Source organism: Pseudomonas sp. MRSN 12121 (assembly GCF_000931465.1).
Classification (GTDB): Bacteria; Pseudomonadota; Gammaproteobacteria; order Pseudomonadales; family Pseudomonadaceae; genus Aquipseudomonas.
Genome location: NZ_CP010892.1, coordinates 6,055,891 through 6,078,804, shown reverse-complemented (window position 1 = coordinate 6,078,804; position 22,914 = coordinate 6,055,891). Strand labels below are relative to the sequence as shown.

Genomic DNA, 22,914 nt, shown 5'->3' with positions numbered 1-22,914 from the left:
CTACTAAATGTCCCAGCCGATCCGTATCAAGGACCACGAAAAAGACGCCCGTCTGGTGCGTGGCCGGGTCGTGTTCGGGGCTATCGCGGTGGTGTGCCTGATCGGGGTGCTGATCGCGCGCCTGTATTACCTGCAGGTGATCCAGTACGACTATCACTCGACCCTCTCGGAAAACAACCGGGTTCACGTCCAGCCCATTCCGCCGACCCGCGGCCTGATCTTCGACCGCAATGGCGTAGTGGTGGCCGATAACCGGCCGAGCTTCAGCCTGAGCATGACCCGCGAGCGATCCGGGGACTGGCGGCAGGTGCTCGACGTCATAATCGAAGTACTGGAGTTGACGCCGGAAGACCGGGTGCTGTTCGAGAAACGCATGAAGCAGGGACGTCGGCCGTTCGAGCCGGTGCCGATCCTGTTCGAGCTCAACGAAGAGCAGATCGCCCGGATCGCGGTCAACCAGTTCCGCCTGCCCGGGGTGGAAGTGGTGGCGCAGCTTGTCCGTCATTACCCGCAGGGCGCGCATTTCGCACATTCGGTGGGGTACATGGGGCGGATCAACGAGAAAGAACTGAAGACCCTGGATCCGGTGAACTACAGCGGCACCCACCATATCGGCAAGACCGGCATCGAGCGCTTCTACGAGCCGGAACTGCACGGCCAGGTGGGCTACGAAGAGGTCGAGACCAACGCCCGTGGCCGCGTGTTGCGGGTGCTCAAGCGTACCGATCCGATTCCTGGCAAGGACATTGTCCTGAGCCTGGACATCAAGCTCCAGGAGGCCGCGGAGGCGGCGCTGGGCGGTCGACGCGGCGCGGTGGTGGCGCTGGACCCGAATACCGGTGAAGTGCTGGCCATGGTCAGCCAGCCGAGCTTCGACCCGAACCTGTTCGTCACCGGCATCAGCTTCAAGGCCTATGCCGAACTGCGCGACTCCATCGACCGCCCGCTGTTCAACCGGGTGCTGCGCGGCCTCTACCCGCCAGGCTCGACCATCAAGCCGGCAGTGGCGATCGCCGGTCTCGATTCCGGGGTGGTGACGGCGTCCACGCGGGTCTACGACCCGGGCTACTACCAGTTGCCCAACTACGATCACAAATACCGCAACTGGAACCGCACCGGTGACGGTTATGTCGACCTGGACACCGCGATCATGCGGTCCAACGACACCTATTTCTATGACCTGGCCCACAAGCTGGGAATCGATCGCCTGTCGGCCTACATGAACAAGTTCGGCATTGGCCAGAAGGTCTCGCTGGACATGTTCGAGGAGTCGCCGGGGCTGATGCCGTCGCGCGAATGGAAACGCGCCACCCGTCGCCAGGCCTGGTTCCCGGGCGAGACGCTGATCCTCGGGATCGGCCAGGGCTACATGCAGTCCACCCCGTTGCAGCTGGCCCAGGCCACGGCGCTGGTGGCGAACAAGGGCAAATGGAACCGTCCGCACCTGGCCAAGACCATCGAAGGCGAAAAGCCGGTGGACGAGAACCCGATGCCGGACATCGTCCTGCGCGACCCGTCGGACTGGACCAAGGTCAACCACGGCATGCAGCAGGTGATGCACGGTGCCCGCGGCACGGCGCGCAAGGCGGCCATCGGTTCGCCGTACCGGATCGCCGGCAAGAGTGGTACCGCCCAGGTGGTCGCGATCAAGCAGGGCGAGAAGTACGACCGCTCCAAGGTCCAGGAACGCCACCGCGACCACGCCCTGTTCGTGGGCTTCGCACCGGCGGAAAACCCCAAGATCGTGGTTTCGGTGATGGTCGAGAACGGCGAGTCCGGTTCCGGCGTGGCGGCCCCGGTGGTGCGCCAGGTGATGGACGCCTGGCTCCTCGGCCCGAATGGCCAGCTCAAGCCCGAATTTGCCGGCCCAATCAGTGCGGAGGCTACGGCCCGTGAAGAGTAATTTCGATCGCATCCTGTCCAGCGAGGACGTGATGCGTCGCCGTGCGACGCTGTTGCAGCGCCTGCATATCGATGGTCCCTTGCTGATCCTGTTGCTGACCCTGGCGGCCGGCAGCCTGTTCGTCCTGTATTCGGCCAGCGGCAAGAGCTGGGACCTGCTGGGCAAGCAGGCCACATCGTTCGGCATCGGCCTGGTGTCGATGATCGTCATCGCCCAGCTCGAACCGCGGTTCATGGCGCGCTGGGTGCCGCTGGCCTATGTGTTCGGCGTGGTGTTGCTGGTGGTGGTGGACGTCATGGGGCACAACGCCATGGGCGCCACGCGCTGGATCAACATTCCCGGGGTGATCCGCTTCCAGCCTTCGGAATTCATGAAGATCATCATGCCGGCGACCATCGCCTGGTACCTGGCCAAGCGCACCCTGCCGCCGCAACTCAAGCATGTGGGCATCAGCCTGCTGCTGATCGGTATTCCGTTCATCCTCATCGTGCGCCAGCCGGACCTCGGCACTTCGCTGCTGATTCTCGCCGGTGGCGCCTTCGTGCTGTTCATGGGCGGGCTGCGCTGGCGCTGGATCCTCAGCGTGCTGGCGGCCGCCGTACCCGTGGCGATCGCCATGTGGTTCTTCATCATGCACGACTACCAGAAGCAGCGGATCCTGACCTTCCTCGACCCGGAAAGCGATCCGCTGGGCACCGGCTGGAACATTATCCAGTCCAAGGCGGCCATCGGTTCCGGCGGCGTTTTCGGCAAGGGCTGGCTGCTGGGCACGCAGTCGCACCTGGACTTTTTGCCCGAGAGCCACACCGACTTTATTATCGCGGTCATGGGCGAAGAGTTCGGCCTGGTGGGTATTTGCGCCTTGCTGCTGATCTATCTGCTGCTGATCGGTCGTGGCCTGGTGATTACCGCCCAGGCGCAGACGCTGTTCGGCAAGTTGCTCGCCGGCGCGTTGACCATGACGTTTTTTGTTTATGTTTTCGTCAACATCGGTATGGTCAGTGGCCTGTTGCCGGTCGTGGGGGTGCCGTTGCCGTTCATTAGCTACGGAGGAACTTCGCTGGTGACGCTGCTGTCAGCGTTTGGGGTTTTGATGTCGATCCATACCCATCGCAAGTGGATCGCACAGGTTTGAATAAGGTGAAGAATTCAATGCAAGCAATGCGTGGCTGGACCGCTCGGTATGCGCCGTGGGTCGGTCTGGTAGGCATCCTTGGCGCGGCGCAGGAAGCGCTGGCCGGCGGCGAATACGAAGGCTCGCCCCAAGTGGCCGAATTCGTCGGCGAAATGACGCGTGACTATGGATTCGCCGGCGAACAGTTGATGGGGGTGTTCCGCGAGGCCGAGCGCAAGCAATCGATCCTCGACGCCATTTCCCGGCCCGCCGAACGGGTCAAGCAGTGGAAAGAATACCGGCCGATGTTCATCACCGATGCGCGCATCGCCCGCGGTGTGGACTTCTGGCGCCAGCACGAGGCCGTCCTGGCCCGTGCCGAGCAGGAATACGGCGTGCCGGCTCAGGTGATCGTGTCGATCATTGGCGTCGAGACGTTCTTTGGGCGCAACACCGGCAACTATCGGGTGATCGACGCACTGTCGACCCTGGGCTTCGATTACCCGCCGCGCGCCGAGTTCTTCCGCAAGGAATTGCGCGAGTTCCTGCTGCTGGCCCGCGAGGAGCAGGTCGATCCGCTGACGCTGAAAGGTTCCTACGCCGGTGCCATGGGCCTGCCGCAGTTCATGCCGAGCAGTTTTCGCGCCTATGCCGTGGATTTCGACGGCGATGGCCACATCAATATCTGGACCAATCCGGACGATGCCATCGGCAGCGTCGCCAGCTACTTCAAGCGTCACGGCTGGGAAGCCGGGCAGCCTGTGGTCAGCCGTGCCGAAGTGCGCGGCGACCGTGTCGACGAGGGCCTGACCACCGGTATCGAGCCGACGAAAACCGTCGGGGAGTTGCGGGCGCTGGGCTGGTCGAGTCATGATGCGCTGCGCGATGATATGCCGGTCACGGCTTTCCGCCTGGAAGGCGACAATGGCCCCGAATACTGGATGGGCCTGAAGAATTTCTACGCAATCACGCGTTATAACCGCAGCGTGATGTACGCCATGGCCGTACATCAGCTCTCTGAACAGCTGGTCCAAGCACGGGGCGTCAAGTAATGCTGGCATCGCCAATCCGCAAACCCCTGAAGCTGGTGGCGCTTGCCGCATTGTCCTTGCTGGTGGTCAGTTGTTCGTCGACCCAGGCGCCGAAGCAGAAAAGCGGGCCCGCCGTGGTACGCACCACGCCCGGCCTGGACATCAACCGCGCCCACAAGGATGGCGCGCCCTGGTGGGATGTCGATGTCTCGCGCATCCCCGATGCCACGCCGACCCTGCACACCGGTCCGTACAAGGCCAACCCTTATACGGTACTGGGCAAGACCTATTTCCCGATGGCCGAATCCAAGCGTTATGTCGCTTCGGGCACGGCGTCCTGGTACGGCACCAAGTTCCATGGGCAGAACACCGCCAACGGCGAGGTGTACGACCTGTATGGCATGAGTGCCGCGCACAAGACCCTGCCGTTGCCGAGTTATGTCCGGGTGACCAACCTGGACAACAACAAGAGCGTGATCCTGCGGGTCAACGACCGCGGCCCGTTCTATTCGGACCGGATCATCGACTTGTCCTACGCGGCGGCCAAGAAGCTCGGTTATGCCGAGATCGGTACCGCGCGGGTCAAGGTCGAAGGCATCGATCCGCAGGAATGGTGGGCCCAGCGTGGCCGGCCGGCGCCATTGATGCTCAACGAACCCAAGGCAGCCGCGCCTGTGATGACGGCCTCCGCGGGAACCGTCGAGCAATGGACTCCGCCGCCGCAGCAGCACGCCGCGGCCGTGGTGCCGGTGCAGCTCGATGCAAAAAAAAACGCTTCTGCGCAAGCCTCTGGCCAGTATCTGCAGGTGGGCGCCTTCGCCAACCCGGACGCTGCCGAGCTCCTGCGCTCGAAGCTGAGCGGGATGGTGAGCGCTCCGGTGTTCATCAGTTCGATCGTGCGCAATCAACAGACCCTGCACCGGGTACGCCTGGGGCCGATCGGCTCGCCGGGTGAAATCCAGCAAGTGCAGAACAGTGTCCGGCTGGCCAATCTGGGGCAGCCGAGCCTGGTAACCGCCGAATAGGCGGCTACTGATTCATGGTTCGCCTGCGGTCATTGGGGGGTGGACCAGGTTGTTGGCTCGTCGTACAACAAAAACCCGGCAAGGGTCAGTGAGTGAACAACTGAACACGCGACAGCCCTTTAGAAGGCTGTCTGAATAGTTTTGTCCGCGAGGACAAGTTTCCATTAGCAATTTCGAGAGACGGATGAACATCACCACCTTTGCCAAACGCCTGTGTCTGCTTGTCCCGCTGATCATCACGCCTGCCGCCTGGGCGGTAGAAGTGATGCCGTCGCCGCCGCAGCTGGCCGCCAAGTCCTATGTGCTCATGGATGCCAGCAGCGGTAACGTGCTGGTGGAGAACAACGGTGACCAGCGTCTGCCGCCTGCCAGCCTGACCAAGCTGATGACCGCCTATATCGCGACCCTGGAAATCCGTCGCGGCCAGATCGGCGAGAACGACCCGGTGACCGTCAGCGAGAACGCCTGGCGTACCGGCGGTTCGCGGATGTTCATCAAGGTGGGTTCGCAGGTCACGGTCAGCGATCTGCTGCACGGCATCATCATCCAGTCGGGTAACGACGCCAGTGTCGCGGTGGCCGAGCACATCGCCGGCAGCGAAGACGCCTTTGCCGACATGATGAACAAGACCGCCGGCGACCTGGGCATGAGCAACAGCCACTTCATGAACCCGACCGGCCTGCCGAACCCCGAGCACTATTCCTCGGCGCACGACATGGCGGTACTGGCTCGCGCGATCATTCATGAAGACCCGGCCCACTACGCGATCTACTCGCAGAAAGAGTTCTTCTGGAACGGCATCAAGCAGCCTAACCGCAACCTGTTGCTGTGGCGCGACAAGACCGTTGACGGCCTGAAGACCGGCCATACCGACGAAGCCGGCTACTGCATGGTGTCCTCGGCCGTGCGTGACGGCATGCGCCTGATCGCCGTGGTGTTCGGCACCAACAGCGAGCAGGCCCGCGCCGCCGAGACCCAGAAGCTGCTGACCTACGGTTTCCGCTTCTTCGAAACCCAGACCTTCTACCAGAAAGGCACCGAGCTGGCTCAGGCACCTGTCTGGAAAGGCACTACCTCCCAGGTCAAGGCCGGTCTGGCCGAAGACCTGACCATGACCATGCCCAAGGGCCAGCTGAAGAAACTGGCTGCCAGCATGACCATGAATCCACAACTGGTCGCGCCTATCGCCAAGGGCGACGTGATCGGCAAGGTCGAAGTGAAGCTGGACGACAAGGTGGTGCATAGCGCCGATCTGATCGCTCTGGACGCGGTCGACGAAGGTGGTATCTTCCGCCGCATGTGGGATAGCATCCGTCTATTCTTCTACGGCTTGTTCAACTGATATTGTCGACCCGCGCGGCCCTCGTTCTGAAGTAGAGCGGGGGCCGCGTCCGTCGCCACGGCTTACGAGGCCGTTACGCCATGACAGACACCGAAGTAAAGGCGCCAAAGATCGAATTTCCCTGCCCGGATTACCCGATTAAGGTAATCGGCGACACCGGCGTGGGTTTCAAGGACAAGATCATCGCGATCCTTGAAAAACACGCGACCGTTGACCACAACACCCTGGCCGAGCGCCTGAGCACCAACGGCAAGTACACGACCATCCAGCTGCACATCCTCGCCACTGGCCAGGAGCAGCTGTACGACATCAACAGCGAGTTGCGGGCCACCGGCTTCGTGCACATGGTGCTGTGATGTCGCAGACGCTGGGCTTTCGCGAGCTCGGTCAGATGGCCTACGAGCCGGTCTGGCAGGCCATGCAACGCTTTACCAACGAACGCGGCACCGATGTGCCCGATGAAGTCTGGCTGGTGCAGCATCCGCCAGTCTTCACCCAGGGCCAGGCGGGCAAGGCCGAGCACCTGTTGCTGCCGGGGGATATCCCGGTGGTGCAGGTCGATCGAGGCGGCCAGGTGACCTATCACGGCCCTGGTCAACTGGTGGCCTATCTGCTGCTGGATGTGCGTCGCCTGGGTTTTGGCGTGCGCGATCTGGTCAGCCGGATGGAGCAATGCCTGATCGAGCTGCTGGCCGGTTACGGCGTGACCGCGACGGCCAGGCCGGATGCTCCCGGCGTGTATGTCGATGGCGCGAAAATCGCGTCCCTGGGCCTGCGGATCCGCCATGGCTGTTCCTTTCATGGCCTGGCCTTGAACGTGGACATGGATCTGCAGCCGTTCCGACGGATTAACCCCTGTGGCTATGCCGGGCTGGCAATGACCCAGCTGAGCGACCACACAGGACCGATTGAATTTGCCGAGGTAAGTGCCCGGCTGCGCGCGCAGCTCGTCAAACACCTCGACTATGCTGAGCAGACGACCCTAACGGGCGGAATCGACTGATATGACTACTGCGCAAGACGCTGTGCAAACCCTGATCCCGACGCTGGATGTTTCCGAGCGCCCGGCCCGTGCGAAAGTTGAAACCGGCGTTAAATTGCGCGGTGCGGAAAAAGTCGCGCGCATCCCGGTGAAGATCATTCCGACCACCGAGTTGCCGAAGAAGCCCGACTGGATTCGCGTGCGGATCCCGGTTTCCCCGGAAGTCGACCGGATCAAGCAATTGCTGCGCAAGCACAAGCTGCACAGCGTCTGCGAAGAAGCCTCCTGCCCGAACCTGGGCGAGTGCTTCTCCGGTGGCACCGCGACCTTCATGATCATGGGCGACATCTGCACCCGTCGCTGCCCGTTCTGCGACGTCGGTCATGGTCGTCCGAAGCCCCTGGACGTCGACGAGCCGGTGAACCTGGCCGTGGCCATCGCCGACCTGCGCCTGAAATACGTGGTGATCACCTCGGTCGACCGCGACGACCTGCGCGACGGCGGTGCCCAGCACTTTGCCGACTGCATCCGCGAAATCCGCAAGCTGTCGCCGAACGTGCAACTGGAAACCCTGGTTCCGGATTATCGCGGCCGCATGGACGTAGCGCTGGAAATCACCGCCGCCGAGCCGCCGGATGTGTTCAACCACAACCTGGAAACCGTGCCGCGCCTGTACAAGGCTGCGCGTCCAGGGTCGGACTACCAGTGGTCGCTGACCTTGCTGCAGAAGTTCAAGCAACTGGTGCCGCACGTGCCGACCAAGTCCGGCCTGATGCTGGGCCTCGGCGAGACCGATGACGAAGTCATCGAGGTCATGAAGCGCATGCGCGAGCACGACATCGACATGCTGACGCTGGGCCAGTACCTGCAGCCGTCGCGCAACCACTTGCCGGTCCAGCGTTTCGTGCACCCGGACACCTTCGCCTGGTTTGCCGAGGAAGGCTACAAGATGGGCTTCAAGAACGTCGCCTCGGGTCCGCTGGTACGCTCCTCCTACCACGCCGACGAACAGGCCAAGCTGGCCAAGGAAGGCCTGGTCTCCTGATGCAATGCGCCCGCAAGGCACTTTCCTTGCGGGCGTCATCCTCCGTTACACCTGCGTCTCTCCTCCTTCAAAGACTTTTCCTGCAAGCGCCGTGGCGTTCCGACACTTCTGTTTGCCCGCGTTCCTGTCTACTGTGCACCAGAGAATCCATACAGGGAGAACCACTGGATGACCCTCCACCCGACTGACGTTCCTTGTGCGCAGCGGCCGGTGCCGGCATTGCCTGCGCAAGGTCTGATCGGCTTGATCGCACCTGCCGGGCCCGCCGCCCTGGACACCGAGAAAGCCATTCGCTGGATGCGCGCTCGTGGGTATTCGTTGCGGATCTTTCCCGGTGTCGAGCAGAAGGATGGCTATCTGGCGGGCAGCGATGAGGTGCGCCTGAACGATCTGCATGCGGCCTTCGCCGATAAGGATGTCGATGCCATCCTCTGCCTGCGCGGCGGTTACGGCAGCCCGCGCTTGCTCGACCGGATCGATTTCGACCTGCTGCGCCAGCATGCCAAGCCGTTTGTCGGCTACAGCGACATTACCGCCCTGCATCTAGCCATCAATCGCTACGCGGGGTTCGTGACCTTTCACGGACCGATGCTCAATGCCGACCTGCTGGGCGACAAGCAGCCGCCGACCGAGTCCTCGCTGTTCAGCCTGCTCAGGGGACAATTGAAGGCCGGCAGCCTGCTGGCCCACCCTGCGGCCTATCCCCTGGACACCATCGAACCCGGCATCGCCTGCGGCCAACTGATGGGGGGCAACCTGTCATTGATCGCCGCGACCATGGGTACGCCGTTCGAGATCAATGCCGATGGCATCATTCTGTTCATCGAGGACGTCAATGAGCCGTTGTACCGGATCGACCGTCTGCTGACGCACTTGCGCCTGGCGGGCAAGCTCGAGCGGCTGCGTGGGGTCCTGGTGGGGGATGTAGCGGGTGTCGAGCCCCAGGCACTGGCCGGGTTGCTGAAGCAGACCTTCGAGCCTTTGCGCATTCCGGTGTTGAGCAGGTGGCGCAGCGGACACTGCGATCCGAATCTGACCCTGCCGCTGGGCGCGATGGTCAGGCTGGATGCCGGGGAACAGCAGTTGACCCTGGAGCAGGACGTGGTCTTCGATTGAGCCACCCGGCCAGCGCAAGCACCCCGTTCCCGTAGGAGCGAGCTTGCTCGCGATAGCCCCACTGCAGATAGGCCTTAACGTGAGCGCAGGCTTTCCAGCAGCTTATGGGTTGGATAGCCGTCGGCCGGCCAGCCCAGGGATTGCTGGGCGCTGCGAATCGCCTTGCGGGTATTGGCGCCAATGATGCCGTCCGGGTTGCCGGCATCATAATTATTCGCGCTGAGCAGGTTTTGCAGCTCGATGCGTTCGGAGCGGCTGAGGGGCATGTCGTCCTTCGGCCAGGTGCCGTTGATCAGGCCTGCTCCGTTGAAACGCTGCGACAACAGGTTCACCGCCAGGGCATAGGACGAAGAGTTGTTGTACTTCAGGACGGCGCGGAAGTTGTCGAGGATCAGGAACGCCGGGCCGCGATAACCCGCCGGCAGCAGCAAGGCCGCGGACAACTGCTCGGAGCCGGCCGGAACGCTGGCGCCATTGGGCAGTTTCATGCCCAGGCGCAGCCATTCGGCCACCGGCTTGCGGATCGCGCCGTCCGCCAATGCGTAGTCGAAGCCATTTGCCAGTTGCACTTCAAAGCCCCACGGCTGGCCCTTCTGCCAGCCCGAGCTTTGCAGGTAGTGCGCGGTCGAGGCCAGGGCATCGGCCGGGCTGTTCCAGATATCGCGGCGGCCATCGCCGTCGAAGTCCACGGCGTGCGTGTTGTAGGTGGTCGGAATGAACTGGGTCTGCCCCATGGCGCCAGCCCAGGAGCCGAGCATCTTCTCGGGCTGGATGTCACCGTGCTGGAGAATCTGCAGGGCGGCCAGCAGCTGGCTGTTGGCAAAGGCCGGGCGGCGGCCTTCGTAGGCCAGGGTCGCGAGGGAGCGGATCACCGACTTGTTGCCCTGGAACTCGCCGAAATTGCTCTCCATCCCCCAGACCGCCACCAGGGCCTGGCGATCGACGCCATAACGCTGCTCGATCTGCTGCAGGATGTCGGCGTATTGATTGATCAGCGCCTGGCCCTTGCGCACGCGCAGTGGCGACAGGGCGCCGTCGAGGTACTCCCATACCGGGCGACTGAACTCGGGCTGGCTGCGATCAGCCTTGATCACGCCCATGTCCGGGGTGATGCCGGCGAACACGCGATCGAAAAGGTCGGCGCGAATCCCGGCGTTCAGGGCTTCTGTGCGGAACCCTGCCTGCCATTGGGCGAACGTCTGCGTCGGCTGGATATCCAGGTTGTCGACGGCCAAGGGCGCGACGGTTGCGGGTGCGGCGAGAGGAGCGGCTTGAATGCTTGGAAGCGGCTGGGCATCGGCGGCGGTGGGTTTTTCAGCGCAGGCGACGAGCAGGGCAAGACTGGAGGCAGCGATCAGTTGGCGCAGGTGCCAACGGCGGGAAAGACAGAAGGGCATGCACAGGTCCAGAGAATACGAATCAGATACAGACCTTATCATGCCGACGGGGTTCTCCGCTTCAGGCGGCCAGAAAGTAAGAAGCCTCCCAGCTTTTAGACTGGAAGGCTTCGCGGCGGTAGCTGCCTTTGCCCTTGGCGGGTCGTTCCTGGCGGCTGCGGAACAGGGGCTGGGCGATGATGGATTTGGCCTTGTTGGGGCCATGCTTGGATGGCTTGCTCATCTTGAATACTCGCTTGAAGTGGATTTGCGCGGCAGATGATCGGCCAGCTTTGCCTGGCTGTCCAGCCCTGTGATGCGTAGGGCTTTTCAGCAACTTTCCCAGGCTCGTCCTTCCTTGTAGGGGGAAGGCTATTCGGCGGGAAGAGGCAGGCGTTGTCCGGCCATCAGCAATGACAGGCGGCTGAGGCTGCTCCAGGGCGAGCCGGTGGCCTGCCCCTTGATCTGCACGTCGATACGCTGGGCATCGAGTAGCAGTTGCGCCCAGCGTGGTGCTGAATAGCGCTGCAGGGCCTTGCTCATCAGGGGTTTGCGTTTGTCCCAGACGGGCGGGCGGGCCTGGCTGAACACTTTGTCCAGCGGAGTGCCCTGGCTGTATTGCAACGACATGTTGGCCAGCGCTCGCAACTCCCGGGACAGCGCCCAGAGAATCACCGGAGGTTCGACGCCTTCGCCGCGCAACCCTTCGAGCATGCGCAGGGCATGGGCCGCCTCGCCATTGAGTACTGCGTCCACCAGGCCGAAAACGTCGAAGCGCGCGCTGTCGGCTACCGCCGCCTGCACGGTTTCCGCGGTGATCTGGCCGCCTTCGGCCATCAGCTTGAGCTTTTCGATTTCCTGGGCCGCGGCCAGCAGGTTGCCTTCGACCCTGGCGGCAATCAGATCCACCGCGTCCTGGTTGGCGGAAAGCCCTGCCTGGGACAGGCGCTGGCGAATCCATTGCGGCAGCTGGTTGGCGTCCACCGGCCAGATCTGGATGAACTGGGTCTGCTCGCCCTCGATCAGTGCCTTGCCCCATTTGGTCTTTTGCGCGCTGCCGTCGAGCTTGGGCAGGCTGACCAGCAGCAGGGTGTCTTCGGCCGGCCGCGAGCAGTACTCGATGAATGCCGCGGCGCCTTTGTCACCGGGCTTGCCGGAAGGCAGGCGCAGTTCCAGCAGGCGTTTTTCGGCGAACAGCGACATGCTCGCGCCAGCCTGCAGCAGCGTGCCCCAATCGAAATTGGCGTCGGCGCTGAAGACCTGGCGTTCATCGAAACCCTGTTGGCGGGCCGCGGCGCGAATGGCGTCGGCGGCTTCCTGGCACAGCAGCGGATCGTCGCCACTGATGACGTAGACCGGTGCGAGCGGGCCTTGCAGGTGTTTGCCGAGCTGGGCGGGGGCGAGTTTCATAATAAGGAAGGGCAAGCGGGGCGCTTGAGCGCCCCACGAGACTTACTGGTTCGGCAGCTGCAGAGGCGACTGTTGCGGCGTTTCCGCCTCAGCCTTCTGTGCGGCTTCCAGTGCGTCGGCCTCGGCCTTGGCGCGGGCTTTCGCGGTCTCTTGCAGTTGATCCAGCTGGGCCGGCGTCAGCAGTTGCAGGCGCAGCATCATGTTCTGCACCAGGTCACGACGCATTTCCTTGCGCACTTCCAGCGATTCCTGGTCGGAGCCCACCAGATTGTTGCCGTCGTGGATGTAGACCTTCTGCACTTGCAGCTTGTCGCTGAGCAGGCTCAGGTTGTTCTGGCCCAGGATCTCGTAGTTCAGCACGGTGGTCATTTCATATTCGGCCGAACGACCGGCACCGGCGTAGCTGAGGCTGCGCTGGGATTCCTGTTCGCGGGTCAGCACCAGCTTGTAAGGCGCGCCGGTATAGACCTTGACGCCGCTGCTCTGCAGGACCTGGCGCAGCTGGGTCACGGTTTCGCCGTAGGCATTGCGGGCGCTCAGGTCGAGTTCCTTGATCGCCAGTTCGGTGGTGCCGGTGCCGCGCAGCTGAAAGCCGCAGGCGCTCAGCAGTACGGCCAGGCCCATCACCAGCAGGTTGCGTTTGATCATCTTGTTGCTCCCCTTGAAACCATGTGGGCCGACAGTGCGGCCCTGGAGGTTTTATTCGGCGCCCGCCTCCGGGCCGGCGCCTGATCCAATTAGCTGGCGACGATATTGACCAGCTTGCCAGGCACGACGATCACTTTGCGGATCGTCAGGCCCTCGGTGAAACGCAGTACGTTCTCGTTGGTCCGGGCGGCGGCCTCGACTTCTTCGCGACTGGCGCTGGCCGGCATTTCGATCTGCCCGCGCAGTTTGCCGTTGACCTGGACCACCAGTTGCAGGCTGTCCTGGACCAGGGCGTTCTCGTCCAGTACCGGCCAGCCAGCATCGATGATGGCGCCGCTATGGCCCAACCGGCTCCACAGCTCGTGGCTGATGTGCGGAGTGATCGGAGCCAGCAGCAGGGCCACGGTTTCCAGGCCCTCCTGGAGCAGGGCGCGATCCTGTGCGGTGGCCTGCGGGGCTTTTTCCAGCACGTTCATCAGCGTCATGACCTGGGCGATGGCGGTGTTGAATTTATGATGCTGGCCGACGTCCTGGCTGGCTTGCTTGATCGCCAGGTGGATGGCGCGGCGAATGACCTTCTGTTCGTCGCTCAGGCTCGCCAGCTCCAGTGCGCCCGGCAGGCCCTGGGCCACGTGGGCCTGGGCCAGGCGCCAGACGCGCTTGAGGAAGCGATGGGCTCCCTCGACACCGGAATCGGACCATTCCAGGCTCATGTCGGGCGGCGAAGCGAACATCATGAACAGGCGGCAGGTATCCGCGCCGTACTGGTCGATCATCGACTGAGGGTCGACGCCGTTGTTCTTCGACTTGGCCATTTTCTCGGTGCCACCGATTTCCACCGGCAGGCCGTCGCTGATCAGCTTGGCGCCGACGATCTTGGCCTTGCTGTCACGCTCCAGCTCGACGTCGGCCGGGTTGTACCAGGTGTAGGCGCCGTTGGCTTCGCGGCGATAGTAGGTCTCGGCGACCACCATGCCCTGGGTCAACAGGTTCTTGAACGGCTCGTTGGAGTTGACCAGGCCTTCGTCGCGCATCAGCTTGTGGAAGAAGCGCGCGTAGAGCAGGTGCAGGATCGCGTGTTCGATACCGCCGATGTACTGGTCCACCGGCAGCCAGTGGTTGGCCGCGGCCGGATCGACCAGGCCGCCTTCGTACTGTGGCGAAGCGTAGCGTGCGTAGTACCACGAGGACTCGACGAAGGTGTCCATGGTGTCGGTTTCACGCTTGGCAGGCTTGCCGCATTTCGGGCAGCTGCACTCGTAGAACTCGGGCATGCGCGCCAGTGGCGAACCGGCGCCGTCCGGCACCACGTCTTCCGGCAGGACGACTGGCAGTTGGTTTTCTGGTACCGGCACATCGCCACAGCTGTCGCAATGGATGATCGGGATCGGGCAGCCCCAGTAGCGCTGGCGGCTGATGCCCCAGTCGCGCAGGCGGAACTGGGTGCGGGATTGGCCGAGGTTCTTTTTCAGCAAGGCGACTTCGATGGCGTCGAAGGCACCGGCGAAATCCAGGCCGTCGAACTCGCCGGAGTTGATCAGTTCGCCATGCTCGCCGTAGGCGTCCTGCCAAGGCGCAGGCGTTTCATCGCCAGCGCTGGTGCGCACCACGTTCTTGATCGGCAGGTTGTACTTGGTGGCGAACTCGTAGTCGCGTTCGTCGTGGGCCGGAACAGCCATCACCGCGCCATCGCCGTAGTGCATGAGCACATAGTTGGCGACCCATACCGGCAGCTTTTCGCCGGTCAGCGGGTGCTCGACGAACAGCGAGGTCGGCAGGCCTTTCTTCTCCTGGGTGGCGACATCGGCTTCGGCGACGCTGCCGCCCTTGCACTCGGCGATGAAGGCTTGCAGCGCCGGGTCGTTCTGCGCCGCGAGGGTGGCCAGCGGGTGCTCGGCGGCGACCGCAACGTAGGTTGCGCCCATCAGGGTGTCGGGGCGGGTGGTGAAGACTTTCAGTGCGCCCGCTTCGCCGATGGAGGCCTGGTCGTAGGGGAACTGCACTTCCATGCCACGGGATTTGCCGATCCAGTTGCGTTGCATGGTCTTGACCTGCTCGGGCCAGCCCGGCAGCTCGTCGAGACTCTCCAGCAGCTCATCCGCGTAGGCGGTGATCTTGAAGTAGTACATCGGGATTTCGCGTTTTTCGATCAGCGCGCCGGAGCGCCAGCCGCGACCGTCGATCACCTGTTCGTTGGCCAGGACGGTCTGGTCGACCGGGTCCCAGTTCACGGTGCCGTTCTTGCGATAGATCACGCCTTTTTCGAACAGGCGAGTGAACAGCCATTGTTCCCAGCGGTAGTAGTCGGGCTTGCAGGTCGTGACTTCGCGGGACCAGTCCACCGCCAGGCCCAGGCTGCGCAGCTGGGACTTCATGTAGGCGATGTTTTCGTAGGTCCACTTGGCCGGCGCGACGTTGTTCTTCATCGCGGCGTTTTCCGCCGGCATGCCGAAGGCGTCCCAACCCATGGGTTGCAGCACGTTCTTGCCTTGCATGCGCTGGTAGCGGGAGATCACGTCGCCGATGGTGTAGTTGCGCACGTGCCCCATGTGTAGCTTGCCGCTGGGGTAAGGGAACATCGACAGGCAGTAGTAAGTCTCCTTGCCTGGCTGTTCGCTGACTTCAAAGGACTTTTGCTCATCCCAGAACGACTGGGCGGCGGCTTCGATCTCACGGGGTTGATAGTGTTCGTGCATGGCTACTTTTGAACTGAATAGGGGTGGCCTAATCCTCTTCAATGCAACGTTGGGCGGTGATGGCGCCATATGTGGCGTTTTCGCGACCCAGGCGAGCTGGAAGTGGAGTTACAGGAAGCGCCGTAGCATACATGACCGCGCTCTACCGAGGGAAACCCTGATTACGCGCCGTGGGCCGTTGGTCGCGGCACCGGGCCGGTTCCGGCAGTGCGGCTAAGCTCAAAAAGGGGAGTGAGTCTTACTTTCATGAGGTGAGTGGATGGTTGAGTCGCAGCGAAAAGTTACAAAACCCGAGTTGTACGAACGACTGATAGATCGTCTGGCTTTGGCCCTGGATGCAGCGAAAACGGCAGGAAGCTTGCGAGATGAGCGCCCTGTGGAATTGGAGTTGCGTGGCCTGAGTCATGCCGAATTCGAGATGATCAAGGCCTATCTGGATCGTAGTGAACGTGAGACGCGGTTGAGCGTGCTCGAATGCCTCAGGCATGAAGAAGTGGCTGCACCTTCGGCCAAGATCATCTGGTTGAAAGACAAGGTACCCGCCCGGGATGCGGTAAAGGTCCGATCCCTGCATTTCAAATGAGCCCGCGCCGCCCGCCCGGGCATCGGCGTTGCGTCAATGCCGTGTACCTTGTACGAGAAATCCGTTTCGTCTCTGTTGTTGCTTTGCTTTTACCCACTTAGGCTTCGAGCATCTTTTGGAGATGCTCGATGCCTTTTCGTTATTTCGTCAAACAACTGCTCCTGCCGCCCGGCATCCTCTTGCTCCTGTTGCTGTGCGCCTGGTGGCTGCGCCGCTCCAGGCCACGACTCGCCGGGCTGTGCTTCGCCCTAGGCCTGGGGGGCTTCTGGCTGATGAGCCTGCCGGTCATGGTCGAATGGAGCGCGCATGCGCTGGAAAGCGAGCCGGCGTTGACGCAGAGCCAATGGTCGACCCTGGCCGAGCACGCCGACGCGATCGTGGTGCTCGGTTCGGGCCGCGAGCGCGGCGACCCGGCCTGGGGAAGCGATCAGCCAACGGGAGTCGGGTTGGAGCGCCAGCGTTATGCGGCGCGCCTGGCCAAGGCTTCCGGGTTGCCGATTCTGACCAGCGGCGGCCTGCACTACGGCACGCCGCCCACCGAGGCGGCACTGATGGCCGAGTCGCTGCTCAATGACTTCGATGTGACCGTGCGCTGGCAGGAAGGGCGCAGTCGCACGACCTGGGAAAACGCCCGGTTCACGGCGCAAGTGCTGGAGCCGCAAGGCGTCAAGCGGGTGGTGTTGGTTACCCAGGCGTGGCATATGCAGCGAGCCGTCTGGAGCTTCGAGCAGGCGGGGTTCACGGTGGTGCCGGCGCCCGTAGGCTTCCTGGGAGTGGATAACGCCAGGCCCTTGGGCGGCTGGATGCCGGAGTTCAAGTCGATCTGGCAGAGTGGCCAGTTATTGAACGAAGCGGTGGGGCTGCTGGGGTACAAGCTGTTCTATCGGGGCAAGCCCTAGATTCGTTGTGAGCGGGCTCGTTCCTACAGGTGCTCGGGAGCTGTAGGAGCGAGCCTGCTCGCAATGGCATCACAGGGTCTTGGCGATCCGGCTGGCCAGCAGGGCCCAGCCGAACAGCAGGACGCACAGGATGATCAGCGGCCACGAGCGCCATTGCAGATAAGGCGTCAGGTCGTGCATCGGCACGACCTCGCCATAGAGAATCCCGCGTTCGAACTGGGGGATCTGCACGGTGATCTTGCCGAATGGGTCGATCAGGCCGGTCACCCCGTTGTTGGTTGCGCGGATCATCCAGCGTCCGGCTTCCAGAGCGCGCATCTGGGCCATCTGCAAGTGTTGCAGCGGGCCGATCGAGGTGCCGAACCAGGTGTCGTTGCTGATCGTCAGCAACAGGTCGCTGCGTGCCGACAGGCTGGCGGCGAATTCCGGGTACACCACTTCGTAGCAGATGAACGGCGCGATCTGGTAACCCTTGGCTTGCAGCAGAGGCTGGTCGGCGGGGCCGCGGGCGAAGTCCGACATGGGCAGGTCGAAGAAGGCGATCAAGCCCCGCAGCAGGTCCTGCAGGGGCACATACTCGCCGAAGGGCACGAGCTTCTGCTTGAGGTACTCGCCATCGCCTTCACCGACCACGGTGATGCTGTTGAAGTAACGCTTCTGGTGGTGCACTTCCTCGCGGATCGGCACGCCGGTGATGAGGGCCGAATGCCGATCCGCGGCAAAGTTACCCATCATGTTCAGGTAGCCTTCGGCCGACTCCTTGAGCACGGGGACCGCGGTTTCCGGCCAGACCAGCAGGTCCACGCGCCTGGAGCTGAAGCTCATGTCGCGATACAGCGCCAACTGGGCATTGAGCTGCGCGGGGTCCCATTTCAGGCTCTGTTCGATATTGCCCTGCACCGCCGCCACGCTCAGCGGTTCGCCCGCGGGGCTGGTCCAGGCGTGGCCCTTGAGGGCCATGCCGATGATCCAGGGGGCGGCCAGCAGCACCAGGCCGGCGGCGATAAAGCCTTTGCGTCCTGCACGGACCAGGCTGGGCAGGTTGTAGAGCAGGGCGGCGCTCAGCGCGAGGCTGAAAGAGATCAGCCACATGCCGCCCAGCGGAGCCAGGCCGGCCAGTGGGCCGTCAAGCTGGCTGTAGCCGGAGTAGAGCCATGGAAAGCCTGTCAGGAACCAGCCGCGGAATGCTTCCTGGCCTACCCACAGCGCGGCGAATGCCAGGGCGTCGGCCAGCGGCGCTTCATTGCGGCGCAGCCAGCGCGCCCAGAGCCAGGCCGGCAGGGCGAAGAACCAGGCGATGGCGGCAATGAAAGCCAGCATCAGCAAGCCGGCCAGCAGTGCCGAGGCGCCGCCGTAGGTATGGATACTGACGTAGATCCAGCTGGTGCCGGCGCCGAACAGGCCGAAGCCGAAGCACCAGCCGCGCCACAGCGCCTGGCGCGGGCTCAGCTCGCGCAGGCCGGCATAAAAAAAGCCGACCGCCAGCAGTGCCAGCGGCCAGATGTCATAAGGCGCCAAGGCCAGGGTGGTGATAGCGCCAGCCACCATGGCCAGCAGATTACCGGGCCAGCCGGGGCGGGTTGAGCGCAGCAAGAGGCGTGTCATCTGCTCTTTCCTGTGTCGTGCCGGAGCCTGCTGTTGCGCAGGGCAAGGCGCGAGGAGTGTGGTTTGGTTTTTTCACATGACGACGAGTGACGCAGTCCTGCGCAACAGCGGTCCCGGCCCTTCGGGGCGTGCCTGAACGTTGGCCAGGCTGCGTTGCCTGGCCAGCTTTCCTTAGCGAGGGATAGGCGTGAGTCGCAGCAGATGAATCCGGCGGCTGTCGGCATTCAGGATGCGGAAACGATAGGCGCCGATTTCAGTGATTTCGTTGCGTTTAGGCAGGTGCCCGAACGCGCTCATCACCAGGCCGCCGACGGTATCGAATTCGTCGTCGGAGAACTCGCTGTCGAAGAACTCGTTGAAGTTCTCGATCGGCGTCAGCGCCTTGATCAGGAAATCGCCACTCGGCAGGGGCTTGATGTAGCTGTCTTCCTCGACGTCGTGCTCGTCCTCGATATCGCCGACGATCTGCTCCAGCACGTCCTCGATGGTCACCAGGCCTGCCACGCCGCCGTATTCGTCGATGACGATGGCCATGTGGTTATGGTTGGCGCGGAACTCACGCAACAGCACGTTCAGGCGCTTGGACTCGGGCACGAAGGTCGCCGGGCGCAGCAGGTCCTTGATGTTGAAGCTGTCGCCGTTTTCCTTGAGGATCAGCGGCAGCAGGTCCTTGGCCAGCAGCACGCCCATGACGTCGTCATGGCTCTCGCCGATCACCGGGTAGCGCGAATGCGCGGCGTCGAGGACGGCGGGGAGGAATTCGCGCGGGGTCTGGGTGGCCTTGATGCTGATCATCTGCGAGCGCGGAACCATGATGTCCCGTACCTGCAGGTCAGCGACCTGGATGGCGCCCTCGACGATGGCCAGCGCTTCGCTGTCCAGCAATTTGTTCTGATGGGCTTCGCGCAGCAGCTCCAGCAGCTCCTGGCGGTTTTTCGGCTCATGGGCAAAAGCCTGGGTCAGTTTACCCAGCCACGACTTTTGCCCGCTGCTCGATCGGTCTTCGCTCATAGCGATTACTCTAAATCCTTGGTTGTTACAGAGGGATGTTCTTCGGTTTCGTCGTCCGCGTAAGGGTCCGGATGACCCAGTTCGGCAAGCAACGTTCGTTCCAGTGCTTCCATTTCTTCGGCTTCGTCGTCATCTATATGGTCGTAACCCAACAGATGCAAGCAGCCGTGAATCACCAGATGGGCCCAATGGGCCTCTAGGTCCTTGCCTTGTTCGGCGGCTTCGCGCTCGACCACTTCGATGCAGATCACCAGGTCGCCGAGCAGGGGAATATCCAGCAGATCGTCCGGCACATCGGCGGGGAACGACAGGACATTGGTGGCGTAGTCCTTGTGCCGCCAGGTGTGGTTCAACTCGCGCCCTTCGGGCTCGTCGACCAGGCGGATGGTCAGTTCCGAATCGGCTGTGCGCTGGCGCAGGGCCAGCTCGCACCATTGGCGGAACAGGGCGTCACTGGGGGCAGGTTTGTCGCTGGCCCGTTGCAGATCAAGCTCAAGCATCGTGGCGATTGCCCTTTTCCGCAGAGGAATGGGCGGACTCGTCGGCCACGCGCTGCTCGAAGCGCTCGTAGGCCTCGACGATGCGTTGCACCAGCGGATGGCGCACCACGTCCTTGGGCATGAAGTGAGTGAAGCTGATGCCCGGGACGTCCTTGAGCACGTTGATCACGTGGGCCAGGCCGGACTTGGTGCCCTTGGGCAAGTCGACCTGGGTGATATCGCCCGTGATCACGGCGGTGGAGCCGAAGCCGATCCGGGTCAGGAACATCTTCATCTGCTCGACGGTGGTGTTCTGGCTTTCGTCGAGGATGATGAAGCTGTTGTTCAGCGTACGGCCGCGCATGTACGCCAGCGGTGCAATCTCGATGACCTGACGTTCGATCAGCTTGGCCACCTGCTCGAAGCCGAGCATTTCATACAGCGCGTCATACAGCGGGCGCAGGTACGGGTCGATCTTCTGGGCCAGGTCGCCCGGCAGGAAACCGAGCTTTTCGCCGGCTTCGACCGCCGGTCGCACCAGCAGGATGCGTCGAACCTGCTCGCGCTCCAGGGCATCTACCGCGCAGGCTACGGCCAGGTAGGTCTTGCCGGTACCGGCCGGGCCGATGCCGAAATTGATGTCGTTGCCGAGGATTTCCTTGACGTAGCGCTGCTGATTCAAGCCGCGTGGGCGAATCATGCCTTTCTTGGTGCGCAGGGCCACGGCCGCTTCGGCGACAGGATGATTGTTCAGCTCTTCGACGGCCGATTCCTGGAGGAACAGATGCACCATGTCCGGCGACAGCTCGGTACCTTTGGTTTCCCGGTACAGGCGGCGCAGGAGGTTTTCCGCGGAAGTGGTGTGCTGGGGTTCGCCGATCAGCTCGAACTGATTGCCGCGATTGCGGATCTCGATGGTCAGGCGCTGTTCGATCAAGCGCAGGTGCTCGTCGAATTGCCCGCACAGATTGGCGAAGCGGCGAGCCTCGAAGGGCTCGAGGATGAAACGATGAGGTTCTATGGGTGCGTTCAAGGTCGTTTTTTTAGCCGCCCAACGGCAATAAGGGTGAATTCAAGGATAACGCCAGTGGCCTGGGTGCGAAAGCTCTTATGCGAAGCAATGTCTTTCACCACATTTTCCGGGAAACCGGCGGGCTGGCGATGACTGGCCCGAGGCCGCCATCGCCGGCAAGCCGGCTTGTACCGGGTTATTGCAGCAACGATCCGCGTAGCGAGTGAGGCTGGGCGGAGTCGATATGCACGTCGGCGAACTGGCCGATCAGGGTCGGATTATCGCAGCGGAAGTTGACGATACGGTTGTTCTCGGTACGCCCCTGCAGTTCGCCCGGATCCTTTTTCGAATAATCGGTGACCAGGATGCGCTGGATCGAGCCGACCATCTGTCGGCTGATTTCGAACCCTTGCTGGTTCAGCCGGTGTTGCAGCGCATTCAGGCGCTCCTTCTTCACTTCTTCCGGGGTGTCGTCCGCCAGGTCGGCGGCCGGGGTGCCCGGGCGCTGGCTGTAGACGAAGGAGTAGGAGAAGTCGAAACCGACATCGGCGATCAGCTTCATGGTCTGTTCGAAGTCTTTCTCGGTCTCGCCCGGGAAGCCGACGATAAAGTCGGAACTGATGCAGATCCCCGGTACGGCGGCGCGCAGTTTGCGCAGCTTGGACTTGTACTCCAGCGCCGTATGGTTGCGCTTCATGGCCGCCAGGATCCGGTCGGAGCCGGACTGCACCGGCAAGTGCAGGTGTTTCACCAGTTGCGGGACTTCGGCGTGGGCCTGGATCAGGCTGTCGGAGAACTCCAGCGGGTGGGAGGTGGTGTAGCGGATGCGCTCGATGCCATCGACGGCGGCCACGACGCGGATCAGTTCGGCGAGGTCGGCCAGGCGCCCGTCGTGGGTCTGGCCGCGGTAGCCATTGACGTTCTGCCCCAGCAGGGTGACTTCGCGCACGCCGTTTTCCGCCAGGTGGATGATTTCCGAAATCACATCGTCGAACGGACGGCTGACTTCCTCGCCTCGGGTGTAAGGCACCACGCAGAAGGTGCAGTACTTGCTGCAACCTTCCATCACCGAGACATAGGCGCTCGGGCCATCGATGCGCGGCTCCGGCAGGTGGTCGAATTTTTCGATCTCCGGGAACGAGACATCGACCTGCGGCAGCTTGCTGATGCGCGCGGCATCGATCATTTCCGGCAGGCGGTGCAGGGTCTGCGGGCCGAATACCACGTCGACGTAGGGCGCCCGGTCACGGATGGCCGCGCCTTCCTGGCTGGCCACGCAGCCACCGACGGCAATGACCATCTCCGGATTGGCCAGCTTCAGCTCGCGCCACCGGCCCAGCTGGGAGTACACCCGGTCCTGGGCCCGTTCGCGGATCGAGCAGGTGTTGAGCAGGATGACGTCCGCGTCTTCGGCGCGAGCGGTGACTTCCAGGGCCTGGTGTTCACCCAGCAGATCGACCATGCGCGAGCTGTCGTACTCGTTCATCTGGCAACCGTGGGTTTCTATGTAGAGCTTCTTGGCCATGGAAGAGGTCATCACGTGATTCAAAGAACCGCGCATTATAGGGAACATGCTCCGCGGTTCCTACCGCTGCGCGTCTGGTGGCTATGCTATAGTGCGCGCCCTCTTTTTTATC

At 62.8% G+C, this 22,914-nt stretch carries 21 protein-coding genes; 11 read left to right on the top strand and 10 right to left on the bottom strand.

Annotated features, from left to right (window positions below; genetic code table 11):
* The first annotated feature begins 7 nt into the window (after positions 1-7).
* From mrdA to TO66_RS27595, 9 genes are all read left to right on the top strand, one after another.
* Positions 8-1,903, top strand: a complete 1,896-nt coding sequence (mrdA, locus tag TO66_RS27635; protein ID WP_044465253.1) for a penicillin-binding protein 2 — start codon at positions 8-10, stop codon at positions 1,901-1,903.
* Between the two features lie 31 nt (positions 1,904-1,934).
* Positions 1,935-3,038: a rod shape-determining protein RodA gene (gene rodA, locus TO66_RS27630; protein ID WP_044466173.1), complete on the top strand. Its 1,104-nt coding sequence runs from the start codon at positions 1,935-1,937 to the stop codon at positions 3,036-3,038.
* 17 nt (positions 3,039-3,055) lie between these two features.
* Positions 3,056-4,069, top strand: coding sequence for a lytic murein transglycosylase B (gene mltB / locus TO66_RS27625; RefSeq protein ID WP_044465252.1), 1,014 nt, complete (start codon positions 3,056-3,058; stop codon positions 4,067-4,069).
* A complete protein-coding gene (locus TO66_RS27620) occupies positions 4,069-5,073 on the top strand; it encodes a septal ring lytic transglycosylase RlpA family protein (protein ID WP_044465251.1) in 1,005 nt (334 codons plus the stop codon). Before mltB ends, TO66_RS27620 begins: the two co-directional genes overlap by 1 nt.
* A gap of 184 nt (positions 5,074-5,257) precedes the next feature.
* A complete protein-coding gene (locus TO66_RS27615) occupies positions 5,258-6,415 on the top strand; it encodes a D-alanyl-D-alanine carboxypeptidase family protein (protein WP_044465250.1) in 1,158 nt (385 codons plus the stop codon).
* An 80-nt stretch (positions 6,416-6,495) separates the two neighbouring features.
* Positions 6,496-6,771: a DUF493 domain-containing protein gene (locus TO66_RS27610; RefSeq protein ID WP_044465249.1), complete on the top strand. Its 276-nt coding sequence runs from the start codon at positions 6,496-6,498 to the stop codon at positions 6,769-6,771.
* Positions 6,771-7,418, top strand: coding sequence for a lipoyl(octanoyl) transferase LipB (gene lipB / locus TO66_RS27605; protein WP_044465248.1), 648 nt, complete (start codon positions 6,771-6,773; stop codon positions 7,416-7,418). The genes TO66_RS27610 and lipB overlap by 1 nt, the downstream gene beginning before the upstream one ends.
* A 1-nt stretch (position 7,419) precedes the next feature.
* Positions 7,420-8,442: a lipoyl synthase gene (gene lipA / locus TO66_RS27600; RefSeq protein ID WP_044465247.1), complete on the top strand. Its 1,023-nt coding sequence runs from the start codon at positions 7,420-7,422 to the stop codon at positions 8,440-8,442.
* A gap of 168 nt (positions 8,443-8,610) precedes the next feature.
* A complete protein-coding gene (locus TO66_RS27595) occupies positions 8,611-9,558 on the top strand; it encodes an LD-carboxypeptidase (protein WP_044465246.1) in 948 nt (315 codons plus the stop codon).
* 74 nt (positions 9,559-9,632) lie between these two features.
* Here TO66_RS27595 and TO66_RS27590 read toward each other — a convergent pair whose 3' ends face one another.
* The 5 genes from TO66_RS27590 to leuS all read right to left on the bottom strand — a co-directional run bounded on the left by TO66_RS27590 (position 9,633) and on the right by leuS (position 15,688).
* A complete protein-coding gene (locus TO66_RS27590; RefSeq protein ID WP_044465245.1) occupies positions 9,633-10,955 on the bottom strand; it encodes a lytic murein transglycosylase in 1,323 nt (440 codons plus the stop codon).
* A 61-nt stretch (positions 10,956-11,016) separates the two neighbouring features.
* On the bottom strand, positions 11,017-11,178 hold the full coding sequence (gene arfA / locus TO66_RS27585; protein WP_007927093.1) for an alternative ribosome rescue factor ArfA: 162 nt from the start codon (positions 11,176-11,178) through the stop codon (positions 11,017-11,019).
* A 128-nt stretch (positions 11,179-11,306) separates the two neighbouring features.
* Positions 11,307-12,344 carry a DNA polymerase III subunit delta gene (holA, locus tag TO66_RS27580; protein ID WP_044465244.1) on the bottom strand — a complete coding sequence of 346 codons (1,038 nt, stop codon included), beginning with the start codon at positions 12,342-12,344 and terminating at the stop codon, positions 11,307-11,309.
* 42 nt (positions 12,345-12,386) lie between these two features.
* A complete protein-coding gene (gene lptE, locus TO66_RS27575; RefSeq protein ID WP_044465243.1) occupies positions 12,387-12,992 on the bottom strand; it encodes an LPS assembly lipoprotein LptE in 606 nt (201 codons plus the stop codon).
* 89 nt (positions 12,993-13,081) lie between these two features.
* Positions 13,082-15,688 carry a leucine--tRNA ligase gene (gene leuS / locus TO66_RS27570; protein WP_044465242.1) on the bottom strand — a complete coding sequence of 869 codons (2,607 nt, stop codon included), beginning with the start codon at positions 15,686-15,688 and terminating at the stop codon, positions 13,082-13,084.
* Between the two features lie 259 nt (positions 15,689-15,947).
* Here leuS and TO66_RS27565 point away from each other — a divergent pair, with 259 nt between their 5' ends.
* Both TO66_RS27565 and TO66_RS27560 read left to right on the top strand, forming a co-directional pair.
* Positions 15,948-16,271, top strand: coding sequence for a hypothetical protein (locus TO66_RS27565; protein ID WP_044465241.1), 324 nt, complete (start codon positions 15,948-15,950; stop codon positions 16,269-16,271).
* Between the two features lie 128 nt (positions 16,272-16,399).
* Positions 16,400-17,170: a YdcF family protein gene (locus TO66_RS27560; protein WP_044465240.1), complete on the top strand. Its 771-nt coding sequence runs from the start codon at positions 16,400-16,402 to the stop codon at positions 17,168-17,170.
* Between the two features lie 69 nt (positions 17,171-17,239).
* On the opposite strand, the gene lnt is transcribed toward TO66_RS27560, so the two are convergent.
* From lnt to miaB, 5 genes are all read right to left on the bottom strand, one after another.
* Positions 17,240-18,775 (bottom strand): apolipoprotein N-acyltransferase, encoded by a 1,536-nt coding sequence (lnt, locus tag TO66_RS27555; protein WP_044465239.1) that lies wholly within the window; start codon positions 18,773-18,775, stop codon positions 17,240-17,242.
* Between the two features lie 171 nt (positions 18,776-18,946).
* Entirely contained in the window at positions 18,947-19,786 is an 840-nt protein-coding gene (locus TO66_RS27550; protein ID WP_044465238.1) for an HlyC/CorC family transporter, read from the bottom strand.
* 5 nt (positions 19,787-19,791) lie between these two features.
* Positions 19,792-20,286: an rRNA maturation RNase YbeY gene (gene ybeY, locus TO66_RS27545; protein ID WP_044465237.1), complete on the bottom strand. Its 495-nt coding sequence runs from the start codon at positions 20,284-20,286 to the stop codon at positions 19,792-19,794.
* Positions 20,279-21,298 (bottom strand): PhoH family protein, encoded by a 1,020-nt coding sequence (locus TO66_RS27540; protein ID WP_044465236.1) that lies wholly within the window; start codon positions 21,296-21,298, stop codon positions 20,279-20,281. Before TO66_RS27540 ends, ybeY begins: the two co-directional genes overlap by 8 nt.
* A gap of 175 nt (positions 21,299-21,473) precedes the next feature.
* On the bottom strand, positions 21,474-22,802 hold the full coding sequence (gene miaB, locus TO66_RS27535) for a tRNA (N6-isopentenyl adenosine(37)-C2)-methylthiotransferase MiaB (RefSeq protein ID WP_044466172.1): 1,329 nt from the start codon (positions 22,800-22,802) through the stop codon (positions 21,474-21,476).
* Positions 22,803-22,914: the final 112 nt, after the last annotated feature.